Here is a 15,550-nt window from a genome sequence, read left to right as displayed (position 1 = left end):
ATGAGACGACATATTCTTAGCTTACTTTCATTTTTTATTTTTTCAATTGCAACTTTTGCACAAAATATACAATCTCCATCTGAGTTTTTAGGATACGAATTGGGTACACGATTTACCAATCATTACCGAGTTGTAGATTATTATCAGTATTTGGCAACGACTTCTGACATGATTCAGTTGGAAGAATATGGAAAAACAAATGAACATCGTTTACTGCAAATTGCATACGTTTCTACACCTGAAAATTTAACCAATTTAGAGAATATTCGTAAAAATCATTTGGCAAATGCAGGAATTGGAACTGAAACCGCTTCCGCGAAAAAAGCAGTAGTTTGGCTAAGTTATAATGTACACGGAAACGAATCGTCGAGCACGGAAGCTTCTATGCAAACGATTTATGAATTGATTACCCAAAAGAAAGCATGGCTTGCAAATACGGTTGTAATTATGGATCCGTGTATCAATCCTGATGGTCGCGATCGCTATGTAAATTGGTACAATCAAGTAGCAAGTGTTCCGTATAATTCAAACCAGAAAGCAACAGAACACAACGAACCTTGGCCAGGCGGAAGACCAAATCATTATTTATTTGATTTAAATCGCGATTGGGCTTGGGCAACACAAGTAGAAACGCGTCAACGCCTGAAAGTTTATAATAAATGGTTGCCACATATTCATGTTGATTTTCATGAACAAGGTATTAACGAACCGTATTATTTTGCGCCAGCAGCAGAACCTTTTCATGAAGTAATTACCGATTGGCAACGTGATTTTCAGATACAAATTGGAAAAAATCATGCAGGCTATTTTGACAAAGAAGGTTGGTTGTATTTTACCCGTGAACGTTTTGATTTGTTTTATCCAAGTTATGGAGACACATATCCAACTTTTAATGGCGCAATCGGAATGACCTACGAGCAAGCTGGACATGGAATGGCTGGTTTAGGAATTATAAATGATGAAGGCGATTTGCTAACGTTAAAGGATAGAATTGCACATCATCATACCACTGGAATGTCAACTGTGGAGATTTCTTCAAAGAATGCTGATAAGTTGAATACAGAGTTTAAGAAATTCTTTAGCAAAAACGATTTTACCTATAAAAGTTATGTATTGGAAGGAAATCGCTATAGAATTCATAAGTTGACCAACTTATTAGAAAGACATGACATTAGATATGGAATTACTTATGAAACTGTAAAAGGATTTGATTATAATACTGGCAAACAAACCTCAAGAAAAGTGAAAAATGCATTGGTTGTTAGTACGAATCAACCAAAAGGAAATATGGTAAAAGTGTTGTTTGAGCCTGATGCAAAGTTAAGTGATTCACTTACGTATGATATTACGGCTTGGAGTATTCCGTATGCATATGGTTTGAATACAATTGCTTCAAAAACAATTGTTGCGAAAGAAGATGACAACGTAGGACTTGGTATTCCTTTGGGTATTCCTAACAAAACAAATGCTGTAGCGTATATCGCAGATTGGAAAAATGTAAAAGATGCTTCATTTTTAGGACAACTTTTACAAGCTGGAGTTCGTGTTCGTTTTACAGAAAAAGCAATTACACACAAGGGAAAAACCTTTGATCGTGGCTCTTTAATTATAACAAGAAGCGACAATAAAAAGCTCACAAATTTTGATGATACCGTTTTTGATATTGCGCTTACAAATTTCACAGAACTGTCTAGTATTTCTTCTGGATTTTCTGAGAATGGTGTCGATTTTGGTTCGCCTGATGTTAAAGAAATTAAGATGCCTAAAGTGGCAGTTTTGTCTGGAGAAGTATCAAGTTCATTGAGTTTTGGAGAACTTTGGTATTTCTTTGAACAAGAATTAAAGTTTCCTGTAACGAATATTAATGCTGATGATTTTGATAAAAATACGTTGAATGCTTTCAATGTGTTGATAATTCCGAATGGAAACTACAAAAGCTTACTTAACGAAGATAAATTGAAATCGTTGAAAAATTGGGTTTCCCGTGGTGGAAAAGTCATTGCTATGGGAAATGCTTTGAAAACTTTTGAAGACAAAAAAGGATTCGGCTTAAAGAAGAAAGAAACCGACAAAGACGATCCGTTAGAAGTTATTTCATACGCAAAAAGTGAGCGCGAACGTGTTTCTAACTTCATTACAGGAGCTATTTTTAAAACGAAAGTAGACAATACACATCCGTTAGCCTTTGGATATGATGATTCGTATTTTACCTTAAAACTAGGAAATTCAGCTTATAGCTATTTAGATAAAGGCTATACCGTTTCGTATTTAGAAGACAACAAAGCGGTTTCTGGTTTTGCTGGACATAAAGCTGTTGAGAAAATCAAAAATACGTTAGTTTTTGGAGAGTATCGAATTGGCAATGGAAGTATGATTTATATGGTTGACAATCCTATGTTTAGAGCTTTCTGGGAAAATGGAAAACTGTTTTTTGCCAATGCTATTTTCTTGGTGAATAATAATGCGTTCGAACTGTAAGTTAGATCGCTTACGCTGTTAGACCGCTCCGCTTGTTGGATGTTAGATCGCGCGTACGCGCTGTTGGACTTTTTTCGCTGACGCTTGATAGGACGCTTTGCTTTTGGGTGTTGGATGTTGGGTCTTGGGTCTTTGTTCAGTTGTTCAGTTGAAGTACTTTTACATTTAACATTCAACATTTAGCATTTAACATTTTGGGGCTTTGTTCTCTATTCTCTAGTTCTTTGTTGAGTTGAAGTACTTTTACATTTAAAATTTGGCATTCAAAATTTAACATTTCTAAGCTGGCTCACCGTATAAATCAAAATCAGCCGCTTCCGTGATTTTTATATCTACGAATTCGCCTTGTTTTACGTAAAACTTTGCAGCATCAATTAATACTTCATTATCAACATCTGGAGAGTCAAATTCGGTACGACCGACAAAATAGTTTCCTTCTTTTCGGTCAATAATACATTTGAACGTTTGTCCAATTTTTTGCTGATTCAACTCCCAAGAAATTTGTGACTGAATTTCCATGATTTGGTTGGCACGATCTTGCTTTACCTCTTCTGGTACATCATCTTCTAAATTGTATGCATGTGTATTTTCTTCATGAGAATAGGTAAAACAACCCAAACGCTCAAAACGCATTTCTTCAACCCACTTTTTTAGTGTTTGAAAATGTTCCTCTGTTTCGCCTGGATATCCAACAATTAAAGTGGTACGAATTGTCATTTCAGGAACCGCAGCTCTGAATTGCTTTAGTAATTTTGTAGTTTTTGCCTGATTTGTTCCACGTCGCATCGATTTTAAAATATCGTCTGCAATGTGTTGTAATGGAATGTCTAAATAGTTACAAATTTTTGGCTCTTCGTTCATTACATCCAAAACGTCCATTGGAAAACCTGCTGGGAATGCATAATGCAAACGAATCCATTCAATTCCTTCTACTTTTACCAACGCTTGCAACAATTCTGCAAGGTTTCGTTTTTTGTATAAGTCTAATCCGTAATATGTTAAATCTTGCGCAATTAAAATCAATTCTTTGACACCTTTTGCCGCTAATTTTTCAGTTTCTGTGACCAATTCTTCAATGGGTTTCGATCTGTGCTTTCCTCTCATTAACGGAATGGCACAAAACGAACACGGACGATCGCAACCTTCTGCAATTTTAAGATATGCATAGTTTTTTGGAGTTGTGGTGATACGTTCGCCAATCAATTCATGTTTGTAATCTGCTCCAAGTGCTTTTAACAAACGTGGCAAATCAGACGTTCCAAAATATTGATCCACATCTGGAATTTCCGCTTCTAAATCTGGCTTGTAACGCTCACTCAAACAACCTGTTACAAACACTTTATCAACAGCACCTTCTTCTTTCTTCTGAACGTAATCTAAAATTGTATTGACACTTTCTTCTTTTGCATTATTGATAAATCCGCAGGTATTAATGACAACAATATTTCCTTCTTCTTCATGCGCCACATCTTTACCATTGGCTTTCAATTGTCCCATTAACACTTCAGAATCGTATACATTCTTAGAACATCCAAGTGTAACTACATTGATCTTATTTTTCTTTAACGTCTTAGTTCTCATATCCAAAAATTCAGTGGGCAAAGATACAATCTAATTTAAACCTTTGGTATATTTAACAGTCTTAATATCTAAACTTGAAAAATGAACCGATCTTTTTATATATTTTCACTTGTTTTTTTATTCTTTTTTGTGAATTGTACTTCGGAAGATGTTGACATATTACCACAAGAAGAAACGCCTATAGAACCACCATTGGAAACGCCTGTAGTGACTTCTACTTACTTTCCGCCTATGACTTCTAATACTTGGGAAACGAGTTCGATAGCTGATTTGAATTGGAACGCCAATCAATTGCAACCATTACTAGATTATTTAGAAACAAAGAATAGCAAAAGTTTTATCATTCTTCATAAAGGAAAAATTGTTGTTGAGCACTATTTTGACGGACATACAGAAACATCTCCTTGGTATTGGGCAAGTGCTGGAAAAACCTTAACAACGGCTGTTGCAGGAATTGCGCAAGAAGAAAACCTCATCAATTTGAATGCTAAAGTTTCTGATTATATCGGGACTGGCTGGACAAGCGCTTCACTAGAAAAAGAAAACTTGATTACGTGTAAAAATCTACTATCCATGACCTCTGGTTTGGATGATGGTTTAGGTGACGGAATTGCGCCAAACGATTTACAATATGTTGCAGATGCTGGAACACGTTGGGCATATCACGGTGTTTTTGTAAAAATGCAAGATGTGATTGCGTCCGCGAGTAATGAAACTTGGGATACTTATTTCAATACGAAATTGAAAAATAGCATTGGCATGACAGGCGCATGGATTCAAACTGGAAACGCAAATGTATATTGGAGCACTACAAGAAGTATGGCGCGTTTTGGCTTATTAATTTCTGCAAGTGGAAAGTGGAACGAAGCGCAAATTGTCCCTGAGAATTTTCTAGCGGAAGCGACCTCAACGACACAAAATATTAATGAAGCATATGGATATTTGTGGTGGATTAATGGAAAAACTACCTATCGTTTGCCACAAACACAATTGGAATTTTCTGGAGAATTGGTTCCAAATGCGCCGCAAGATATGTATTGCGCGTTGGGTAAAAATGATCAAAAAATATACATAGTTCCAAGTAAAGATTTGGTGGTTATCCGCATGGGAAATGCCGCTGACGATATCAACTTTGCACTTTCTGACTTTGACAATGTACTTTGGGAAAAAATAAATCTTCTTACAAATTAAATTCTTACTTCTACGGTATTTGAAAATCACGTAGTTATACGTTTACGGGTTTTTGTTTTCTATTCTAAATTGCGTACTATCAATTTAAAACACCTTGCTTTCCTCCTACCAAAGCTCACTGTTTTAAAAAAATATAGTATTAATCATTTTTAATAGCCACATGAAATGAGCATGTTCAAAAGTTTCTCATCCAAGAAAATGACTAATAGCGAACATCATGTGACCGATAAAAAGCAATAAGTAGCAACACATGAAAGGAAACGAAACACTTGCCGGTTACGACATGGCACTTGCCTTGTCTGAAAACACCATCAATTATCAATTTAAAGAATTGCACACTCGAAGTATCATCCATAAAAAATGGGGAATTTTAGCAGGTACACAAAAAGTTAATGATGTAAAAAAAGATTTTCACATTACAGATCAAGATGCTAACTTTAATACCAAACTCGAACGCTGGATTGATCTACAACAACAAATTTCTAACGCTCGTGAACATAATGAATGGAGTGAAATTGGAAAATTAGTAGCAACATTAGCAGAAGAAAACTTAAATTTTGATTTTGGCTGGAACGCAAATCTTAATGCTCCAAAAATCAACATCATTCAAAATGATTCGAAGAATCTTACACTTCAGATTAGATTTAAAAGCGGAAAATTATATTACAGACCAGACGAAACTGGTGTCGTTGAACACTACAATCTGAAAGGTGCCGTATATGCTTTTACAGTTCCAATTGGTCAATTGAGCGTCGATAAAGATAATATGATTTTGGATGCTGGTGCAGAAGTGAAAAAAATCATTAAAAATAGTGGCTTATCTGATCAAGATTTTACCATAGAAAGTCTGTTCTTAAATTTTCAAAATGCAAATATTGCTACGTATAATCAACAAAAAAGCAACTTACCTGAAGGTGCGGTCGTAGCTTTTAAAGTCGCTATTGAAAATTATTTCAATGTCATTTTACAAGGAGAAGAAAATTCATATGTACTTGGATATTCTTTACAGCGCAAACGAATTAAACCTTCTGAACATGCGATGTTTCAACCCACTTCTTTAAATTTTTCTACTTCGTACAGCAAACAAAAGGATGAAAAAAAACGAGGACAGTTTAGCGCACTGAATTTTTTAATGATGTTAAACGATACAAAACCGCCCACAAATACTACAGCGGGCATTTTACCGAAAAGTTTGATAGAATTAGGAAAAGATACAACTAGCACTACAGATGGTGTATTTTCTATTCAACATAAACATTTTAAAATTTATTTGAAATCATTAGACGATTATGTGGAAACTACTTTTAAAAATCTAGATGGTGTAACACTTAGACATGGTTTCATTGATGGAAAAATGATTTTAGATAAGCATGAAAAAAAGAACGATGACACCATTGATATTACGTACACAGTAACCAAAGAAGATGTAAAAAATAACAGTGATCAATCAGGAATTTCTGTTCGTTACAAAATTGAAATCAAAGTAAAAGTAATCGTAAAAGCTTGGTTTATAGAAGTTGGCGAAAAAACACTTTCCACCAGTGGAAAATACACCAAAGATGAAATCAAAAATGCAGGCGAGCCAGGCTATTTAGATTTTACCATCAAAACTGGAGAATCTGGACGTTTTAATTTAGATCATAATCTTACGGAACCAAAAGTAGCATTTGACGAAAATCCAAACCTATTTGGCAATGGTTTTTGGAACGATTTGTTAAGCATTATAACCTTTGTCGTTTCATGGGTGTTTTTAATCGTGAAAGCAATTGTGACACAAATAAGTGCCGATTTAGGGAAAAAAGGTGCATCAAGTTCTAATGCGCTCATTAAAAAATTGAATCATATAAGTGTCCTAAACCAAACCAACAAAGTCATTTTGCCACTTGGAAATGTATACACATTCAAAAACTTACACATTTTAGAAGAAGAAGATATTGTAGCATATGACATTTCTTATGCAACTAAAACTGAAAAACAAAACGAATTGTCATGAAAGTAGATCCAAAATTTCAAATCACAAAAGACGACAATGTAACTGTCGATTTTCAGAGCGAATTAATGCAAAATTATTTTCCAGAATCTGCTATAAAAGCTGGCGAAAGCATTCAATCATTGATGGTAGCTCCTGAAACTCCTTTTATTTTTTGCTTGACAAAAGAAGGAAAATTACAAGGTATTTTACGCTCAGAAGGTTCGGCTTCTGGTTGGGAACAAATAATATTATCAGAAGGAAAAGTCACTTCTTTTGAACTAGAATATAATACCGATGAAGAATATTTTCAACTAGCAAAAGTAGAAGAAAATAAAGTGTGGATTTCAGATGAAATTCCGATGAAAACGACACAATTTGCAACGCTTGACAAAAGTATTTCTTGGACAAGTATGGAAGCTTCCGATGCGTCGGAAACGATAAATAAAGTGTCTATTGGTGCAGAACACGTCATTTTTGCAACTACGACAAAAAATAGTGACGCACAATATTATATTGCCGCTTTGGATGAATTAGAACCAACACGCTACACACTTCCAGAAAATGGAATGAAAATCGTACAGTTCGAATTGGGGAATTTTCAATACAACGATGGCGTATTTATGCTATACGATATTGGACAAAAGCGTACATTTTTATTTCAGTCGTTCCCTGATCCTGAATATGATAAAACGACGAAAGTGCGTTTTGCCACCGATGAATTGATCAATTGTTTTACGCTTGTAGAATCGGATGATACTAATGATATTGTGTACGCCGCAGGAACACAAGTGCATCAATTTATCACAGCTATAGAAAGCAATGATTTTGAAGTAAATACTTTGCCTGGCACATTTGGACAAATTAAAAAAATTACTGCTTCAAGACATGAAGATGAACACAGCGTTTGGTCGTTAGATGCTACTGGATTACACTATCAAACCAATCATTTTTTCGATCAGAAATCGCAACAATTTACTACAGGTACATGGACAAAACCGATTGTAATGGCAAAAGATGCGGAACAATTTAGTGCCGTAAGAGGAACTAAAATTCGCAATCAACTATTTTCTATCAGTACCAAATATGGAAGTGAACTTACGCGACTTTGGCAAGATGCCACTACGACACTTTGGAACAAAAACACACTAACAATCAAAGGAATTGATAGTTTGAAAGAAGTAGCATCGTATTCCGCACATGTCAGATTTAACAGCAAAGCCATGAAAACTTTTCAAGGTTTGGAAGTAAAACTTAGTGCTGAAAGTAATTTGTTTATCTATGTAAATGGAGAAAGTTACCATATTGGTCCCGATCATGAAGTCAGTATTCCGTTGAATGTTGCTGCGGAATTGACCGTAATTTGTCCTGTACGCGACATTGCTTCTTGCCGAATTTTACTAAATGCTGATTTTCTTAAAAAAACAGTCGCAATCAATTTGGCGCATCAAGTACTTGAAGATTTAGAGAAAAAGGTAACTTCTGGGAAAGCCTTAGCAGGTTTAAAGAAACAAGATGGCGACTTTTTAGTACCTGAAGGAACAGATATTGACACATTAAATAGTGCTGCAACTGGGATTAAAGAAATGCTCGCAACAGCCAAATCGATGGAAAACAATGCGCCTTTGCAACGCACTTCGTTTGCCGTAGGAATGATAAATCCGACTATGAAGGCACGCAGCGCAGCTTCTCACAATTCAATACTTCATGAAGGTTTGACACTTGGCGATTTTTTGCATTCCGTTTGGGATAGTACAAAACAAGCGGTTGAATTTGTTGTTGAAAAAATAAAAGACGGTGTGAAATTCATCATAAAAATTGGCGAACAGGTATTTCATTGGATTGTAAATACGTTGCGAGAAATTGGCGCCTTTATTCAAAAAATATTTGATGCGATTAAGGTGTTTTTTGAAGATTTATTCAAATTTTTAGCCTTTTTGTTTGATTGGGATGCGATTGTAGAAACCAAAGAAGCTTTTAAAGCATTTACCAACGAAGCTATTATTTGTTTAAAGGATGAAATTAAAAATATTCGCAAATTTGTGGATGATACACTAGATAAACAGATTGAAAAATTCTCGCCTGAATTGGTAAATATTCCTGATTCGCTTGGTAAAATTGATCCGTCTGAACCTTCTGAAAAAGCAACTGCTGATCCAAAATCGAACTGGCTAAATTCTAAAAAAAGTTATTTACATGATAGCGAAGGAAAACCGCTGAGTTCTCAAATACCAACAGATTTTACGGAAGTTTTTCATTCATTCACAAGTCAGTTGAAAAATCTTTTAGTGGAAACGGGAGAAGGTCTCAAATTACAAGTGGATATTGTTTTTGATGGTTTTAAACGAATGATTCAAGGCGAAATAACATTTTTAGATTTCTTAAAACTACTACTGCAAAAACTCGCAGGAACAAGTTTGTTTTTAGTGAAAAAATTGATGGATTTAATTTTCGTTTCGCTTGATACCTTAATTAGTATTGCACAAGTTGGACTCAACAAAGAATGGGAAATTCCAATTATTACGCCTTTGTACAAATCCGTTACTAAAAGTGACGAACTGACATTTTTGGATGTCATGTGCTTATTTGTGGCAATTCCGGCGACAATTCTGTATAAAATTGGCGAAGGAAAAGCGCCTTTTGGAGAAGGAAAAACGAAAGCGGAATTTATAAACAGAGGTAAAACTATTTTTCAACTCAACTTAAACTAGACAATAATGACACAAGAAATAGATAATACAGCAGACAACACGTTAGATGATGTTGATAGAATATTTGCCATTAGCGGTTTGGCAATTTCAGGACTTGGACTTTTATTTTATGCGGCAGAAGAAGTCGCAGATAGCACTGAAACCGATTTAGGTTTTGTTGGAACAATTACAAAAACAGTTTCAATGCTCGGTTTGGTGGGCACATTTTGGTCTATGGGATTATTGTATCACAAAAAGATAGAAATGCCAGCAGCAATTAAATGGGTAATGGTTCCTATTATTGTACTACACGTTTTAGTATTGGCTTTGATTCTTTCTATGTTGGCACTTAAAACTTCAAGTGTTGGTACGGTTGGAAAGTTAGCTATGAAATATGTAAAACCAGCCGTTTGTTCACTCGGAGCTGTAGGAATTATTATTGCTATGGCAGTCATGCCGAAAAAACTGTTGAAGATGAGTAATATAGGAATGGCAATTCATTATTTGCCTGCCGGTTTAGGATATGCGCCAATTAATAAAAATGTTTTTTACGCATTGGTTATTTTGGTTCGCGCTGGTGGATTGATTACTACGTTAGCAGGCGATTTTATTGAACTTGCAATGGACAACGGAAAAGATGATAGCAATTTGGATACTCCTGAACAAAAACAACTAGGAAGTTGATTCTTGCTTTTATTTTCTTTCTTTATTCAATATTTTTACTGCGGTTCATGTGACAACTAAAGAAGGTAATTGTAGAGCACATTTTGCGTTAGGGATAGTAGCAGTTACCGTGTAACGCGAATAGCCCGACGAGCATTAAAAAAGCACCAAACGGAACATTGAGGAAACTCAATACGTGAAGTTTGGTGCTTTTTTGATGATGGGAACGCCCTAATTTTTATATTAAATAATGTGAATTTGATATAACTGATTCAATTCATGTTTAAGTTTAGAAACTCTCTGCTAAAATCACATTTCCTGTGTTTTATTTTCATTTTCTTTGCTTTCCCAAAGAAAAGAAACAAAAAAAAGGGAACTTTTAGTTCATGTCATTTATATTTTTAAATTAAAGTATTCATGAATGCACAGCATTTCCAGAGGTATTTTTAGTTTTTCTTTTTGGAAAAAACTAAAACCACATGAATCTTTCTAAATTTTTTAGTTCACTATCTTTTATTTTAAATCAAGGAGTTCATGAATCTTCGATTTCCAAGGATTCAAAAATTTTTAACGAAAAATTCCTGCTATACTGCGGAAAAGAAAAGTATCAAACTAAATTTTCAACGTCGAACTTACATTAATTATAGTTTTTTGGTGCTTTTCGTTTTTTGGAAGCTTGTTCGTATGTGTATGCCCATTCTAGTAAATTTTTCTCCGTAAATGGCTTTCCGATAAAGGTAATTCCTTTTGGTTCGCCTTTTTCCGTATAGCCCATCGGAACAGTTAAGGCAGGATATTCGGCAACAGCCGCAAACGCCGCGTGATAGTTATTGATAGATAACACAGCATCCAAATTGTGCTTTTCCATCGGAATATCAAAATACGTTTTTCCATTGTCATGCAATGTTTTTTTCATGTCTGAGAATTCCTTTTTATTGGCTTTATCGTTGACAATTCCGTAGAATAATTTTTGCCCGTATGGCATTGAAGTAAGCGAATCTTTTTTGTTGAAATCGATTACATCTTGTACTGACGTTAGTGAAATTTCTTTTCCTGTATGATTTTTGAAATATTCAGGCAAGTCTTTTTTCATGTCTAAATTTAAGAGATTGATGAATTTTGGCAAACCTATTTCTTCTTCTGGAATTTCTACAACTTCCGCGCCTTGTTGTTTTAATACTTCAATAGCTTGTAGATATGAAGTGTCTTTCATCAGACGTGTAAATGCGCCAAAACGTTTTCCTTTTACAGAAGGATTTCCGTTTTTGATACCTGTGTAATAGTAACTTCCTGAATATTTTAACGATTTACTTTTGCTGTCAGTACTGTCATATCCGTACAAAGCGCCTAGCAAAATCGCGTTATCTATTACGCTTTTGGTCATTGGTCCTGGTGTGTCTAAGGTACTTGAAATAGGAACAATTCCTGAGCGACTTAGCAATCCGATTGTAGGTTTTAAGCCAACTACAGAGTTTTGACTTGACGGTGAGAGTATGGAACCAGCAGTTTCAGTTCCGACAGCCGCTACTGCAAAGTTTGCGGCAATGGAAACGCCACTTCCTGAGCTTGATCCGCCTGTATCAAATATTTTTCTTCCATACGGATTTAAGGTTTGTCCTCCAACAGCACTGTAGCCACTTGGGCAATCGCCACAGAAAAAGTACGCCCATTCACTTAGGTTTGCTTTTCCTAAAATTAATGCACCTTCTTCTTTTAGTCTTTTGGTAATGTATGCATCATCGGCAGTGTTGTTTTTTAAAGCAACAGCTCCAGCAGTTGTTGGCATTCCAGCAGCATTGACATTATCTTTTAGTAGAATTGGCATTCCAAAAATGGCCGGTTTTAATTTTTTATTTAAAAATTCTTGATCTTTTTGTTTTGCTTCAGCAATTATAGTTGGATTGATGCTAATGACAGCATTTAATGACAATTCGTTGTTCCGATCGTATTTTTTGATTCTATAAATGTAAAATTTCACTAGTGTTTCATAGGTAAATACACCGTTGGATCTGCTCTTTTGTAATTCGAGAATATTTTTTTCTAAAATAAATGGTTTTAGTTTTTGATAATCGGCTTCTGTAAAATCTGCTATTTGTTTTGAAACATAATTTAAAACATACTGATTATCAACTACTTTGGAATCTAAAACTTTAAATTCTCTGAATTCTTTTTCACTAATAGCTGAGATATCATTTTCACTTTGATCTGTTTTTTGGGTATGACAAGCAATTGATGAAAATAGAACGGCAAAAAATATAATTTTCTTCATTTTAATACGTTATTTGTAGCATATAAAGATACGATCTTAAAGTTTAACTATTTGGAATTCTTGATTTTTTGGCTTCTAAATTATAAACTCTTCATTGTTTTTATATATTTGTGATACCAAAAAAAAAATTTATGAAAAAAGTAGTTTTACTTCTACTAATAGGATTTGTATTTTCGTGTTCAGATGATGTACAAATTCCAGAGATCATACAACCATGCCAACCTGTTGTAGCATCTTTTACTTCAAACATTACTGATACATCTGCAAGATTGAATTGGTGTGGAAGCGTAAACGACGCTGGAGAGTGTTTGCCTGTTACAGGCGTAACTTGGTTAGTTTCTTATGGAGCACCTGGTTTTGATCCTGATGCAGGTACTATTGTTAATGCACCAACAACAAGTACTGGTATTGGTGGACTTGCGCCACAAACTTCATATGAATTCTATGTAAAGTCTGATTGTAACTTGCCGAATAACGAATGGTTTGGACCTTTACAGTTCCGCACTTCTTGTCCAGCACCGACAGATTTAGGAATTATGAATTTGACAAAAACATCTGCTACTTTTACATGGATGCCAGGTGGAAACGAAATTGCTTGGGAAATTAAATACGGACCAGTAGGTTTCAATTTAGATGAAGTTCCTACGGTTGCTACTGGAAATAATACAGAACATACAGTAATGGATTTAGCTCCAAATACCGAATATGAATTTTATGTACGTGCCAATTGTAATGACAATACAGATGGTAGCCAAGCAGGAAGTTCAAGTTCCTTTAGAGGACCTTTCCGATTTGTAACATGCTTACCTCCATTAAATTTAACAAGTACAGCTACACAGAATTCAGTTGTTTTAGATTGGGATTCGAATGGAGAAACGAGCTGGGAAGTTCGTTATGCAGAAGCTGCTGGATTTGATGCAAATACGGCTACTGCAATAACTACTAATAATTCTACATATACGGTTACTAATTTATGCCCAAATACTGCGTATACTTTTGTTGTAAGAGGTTCATGTGGAATGGCAACTACAAGTGCTTGGGTAAGTAATGTAGGTGTTTTGACTCCTTCGTTAGGATACACAGGAATGTATACTTATGAAGAGGTTGGAAATACGGACGAGCCAATTTTTGGAGATCCTGTTGCGGTTGATATTGTAGCAGTTTCTGATACAGAAAGAAGTATTACTGTTAAGTATTTAGCAAATTTAGATGTGGCAGGAACGCAACCAACAATGACGTTTAACTTTACATTAAATTGTGATGGAACTGTGAGCGTGAATAACGATCAAGATACGAACTTCAATTGTGGAGCCGATAATGTATTGTTAGGATTAGGCGCTGCGACACCGACAATGTATGATATGATCGATGATACTACTATTGATATTCGATTTATAGAAGATACAGGAAGTGCTACTTGTGTAAATGTACCGTTGACAGAAGTTGTGATTCGACTCACGAAGATTTAATTTTATAGAAAATATTTAATATAAGAAAAGCTGCATATGATAAATATGCAGCTTTTTTGTTTGTATCTGTATTTGTTTTCTTGAAGCTTATGTACAAATCTAAATATCTAATTGATTATATAATTTCAACAGCTAAGAATGGAGGTTTCTATTTTTTAAAGAATGAATCCACAAATTCATATTTGTTGAATACTTGCAAATCTTCGATACCTTCTCCGACGCCAATATATTTTACAGGAATTTGAAATTGATCAGAAATTCCGATCACAACTCCTCCTTTTGCAGTTCCGTCAAGTTTTGTCACAGCCAGCGTAGTTACTTCTGTAGCTGCTGTAAACTGTTTTGCTTGCTCAAATGCGTTTTGCCCAGTAGAACCATCTAAAACAAGTAATACGTCGTGTGGCGCATCGCCAATGACTTTTTGCATTACTTTTTTCACTTTCGTCAATTCTTTCATGAGGTTTACCTTGTTATGCAATCGTCCAGCGGTGTCAATTATTATGACATCTGCATCTTGTGCAACACCAGATTGTAACGCATCGTATGCAACTGAAGCAGGATCGCTTCCCATACTTTGTTTTACAATAGGAACGCCTACTCTATCTGCCCAAACTTGTAATTGATCTATTGCGGCAGCTCTAAATGTATCTGCTGCACCAAGTACAACTTTGAGTCCTTTTTTATTAAATTGATATGCTAGTTTACCAATAGTTGTAGTTTTTCCAACACCATTGACACCTACTACCATAAGTACATACGGTTTTTTGTCGGCTGGAATGGTATATTCTGTTTCTTCGCCTGAATTGGTTTCAGAGAGCAAGCCTGCGATTTCTTCACGAAGAATTTTATTTAGCTCGTCTGTTCCTAAATATTTATCTTTGGCTACTCTTTCTTCTATTCTATCAATAATTTTTAGTGTTGTATCTACGCCAACATCACTGCTGACAAGTACTTCTTCTAAATTATCTAAAACTTCATCATCAACTTTACTTTTTCCGGCAACGGCTTTTGTCAATTTTGAAAGAAAACTGGATTTTGACTTTTCTAAACCTTTGTCAAGTGTTTCTTTTTTTTCTGATGAAAATATTCTTTTAAAAAAACTCATAATTCGTGTTACTGTGTTAATCCTGTCAATCAGATTGATTGTAGAAATTGCAAAACAAGATACTTAAAATTAGTATATATTTTACATTGTTGTTTATATACCTTTTGAGTTGTCAATTATCTTGCCTGTATGTAT

General features: G+C 34.9%; 9 protein-coding genes. 6 read left to right on the top strand and 3 right to left on the bottom strand.

Annotated features, from left to right (window positions below; genetic code table 11):
* Positions 1–2,478 carry a M14 family metallopeptidase gene (locus tag AA089_RS13380; protein ID WP_046757470.1) on the top strand — a complete coding sequence of 826 codons (2,478 nt, stop codon included), beginning with the start codon at positions 1–3 and terminating at the stop codon, positions 2,476–2,478.
* A gap of 279 nt (positions 2,479–2,757) precedes the next feature.
* On the opposite strand, the gene rimO is transcribed toward AA089_RS13380, so the two are convergent.
* Complete coding sequence (gene rimO, locus AA089_RS13375; protein WP_046757469.1) at positions 2,758–4,059, bottom strand: 30S ribosomal protein S12 methylthiotransferase RimO; 1,302 nt, start codon at positions 4,057–4,059, stop codon at positions 2,758–2,760.
* Positions 4,060–4,140: 81 nt separating this feature from the next.
* Between rimO and AA089_RS13370 the strand changes: the two genes are divergently transcribed.
* The 4 genes from AA089_RS13370 to AA089_RS13355 all read left to right on the top strand — a co-directional run bounded on the left by AA089_RS13370 (position 4,141) and on the right by AA089_RS13355 (position 10,593).
* Complete coding sequence (locus AA089_RS13370; RefSeq protein WP_046757468.1) at positions 4,141–5,250, top strand: serine hydrolase domain-containing protein; 1,110 nt, start codon at positions 4,141–4,143, stop codon at positions 5,248–5,250.
* A 250-nt stretch (positions 5,251–5,500) separates the two neighbouring features.
* Positions 5,501–7,243, top strand: a complete 1,743-nt coding sequence (locus tag AA089_RS13365) for a hypothetical protein (RefSeq protein WP_046757467.1) — start codon at positions 5,501–5,503, stop codon at positions 7,241–7,243.
* Positions 7,240–9,930 (top strand): hypothetical protein, encoded by a 2,691-nt coding sequence (locus AA089_RS13360; RefSeq protein WP_046757466.1) that lies wholly within the window; start codon positions 7,240–7,242, stop codon positions 9,928–9,930. The genes AA089_RS13365 and AA089_RS13360 overlap by 4 nt, the downstream gene beginning before the upstream one ends.
* A 6-nt stretch (positions 9,931–9,936) precedes the next feature.
* The gene (locus AA089_RS13355) at positions 9,937–10,593 is read left to right on the top strand and encodes a hypothetical protein (protein WP_046757465.1); all 657 of its coding nucleotides are present in this window, start codon (positions 9,937–9,939) and stop codon (positions 10,591–10,593) included.
* Between the two features lie 616 nt (positions 10,594–11,209).
* On the opposite strand, the gene AA089_RS13350 is transcribed toward AA089_RS13355, so the two are convergent.
* Positions 11,210–12,841 carry an amidase family protein gene (locus tag AA089_RS13350; RefSeq protein WP_046757464.1) on the bottom strand — a complete coding sequence of 544 codons (1,632 nt, stop codon included), beginning with the start codon at positions 12,839–12,841 and terminating at the stop codon, positions 11,210–11,212.
* A gap of 131 nt (positions 12,842–12,972) precedes the next feature.
* On the opposite strand from AA089_RS13350, the gene AA089_RS13345 reads away from it, so the two are divergent.
* Positions 12,973–14,310: a fibronectin type III domain-containing protein gene (locus AA089_RS13345; RefSeq protein ID WP_046757463.1), complete on the top strand. Its 1,338-nt coding sequence runs from the start codon at positions 12,973–12,975 to the stop codon at positions 14,308–14,310.
* A gap of 148 nt (positions 14,311–14,458) precedes the next feature.
* Here AA089_RS13345 and ftsY read toward each other — a convergent pair whose 3' ends face one another.
* Positions 14,459–15,415, bottom strand: coding sequence for a signal recognition particle-docking protein FtsY (gene ftsY / locus AA089_RS13340; protein WP_046757462.1), 957 nt, complete (start codon positions 15,413–15,415; stop codon positions 14,459–14,461).
* Positions 15,416–15,550: the final 135 nt, after the last annotated feature.

Origin of the sequence: Kordia jejudonensis (assembly GCF_001005315.1) — a bacterium.
GTDB classification, from domain to species: Bacteria; Bacteroidota; Bacteroidia; order Flavobacteriales; family Flavobacteriaceae; genus Kordia; species Kordia jejudonensis.
This window is presented reverse-complemented; position numbering and strand designations above follow the sequence as displayed.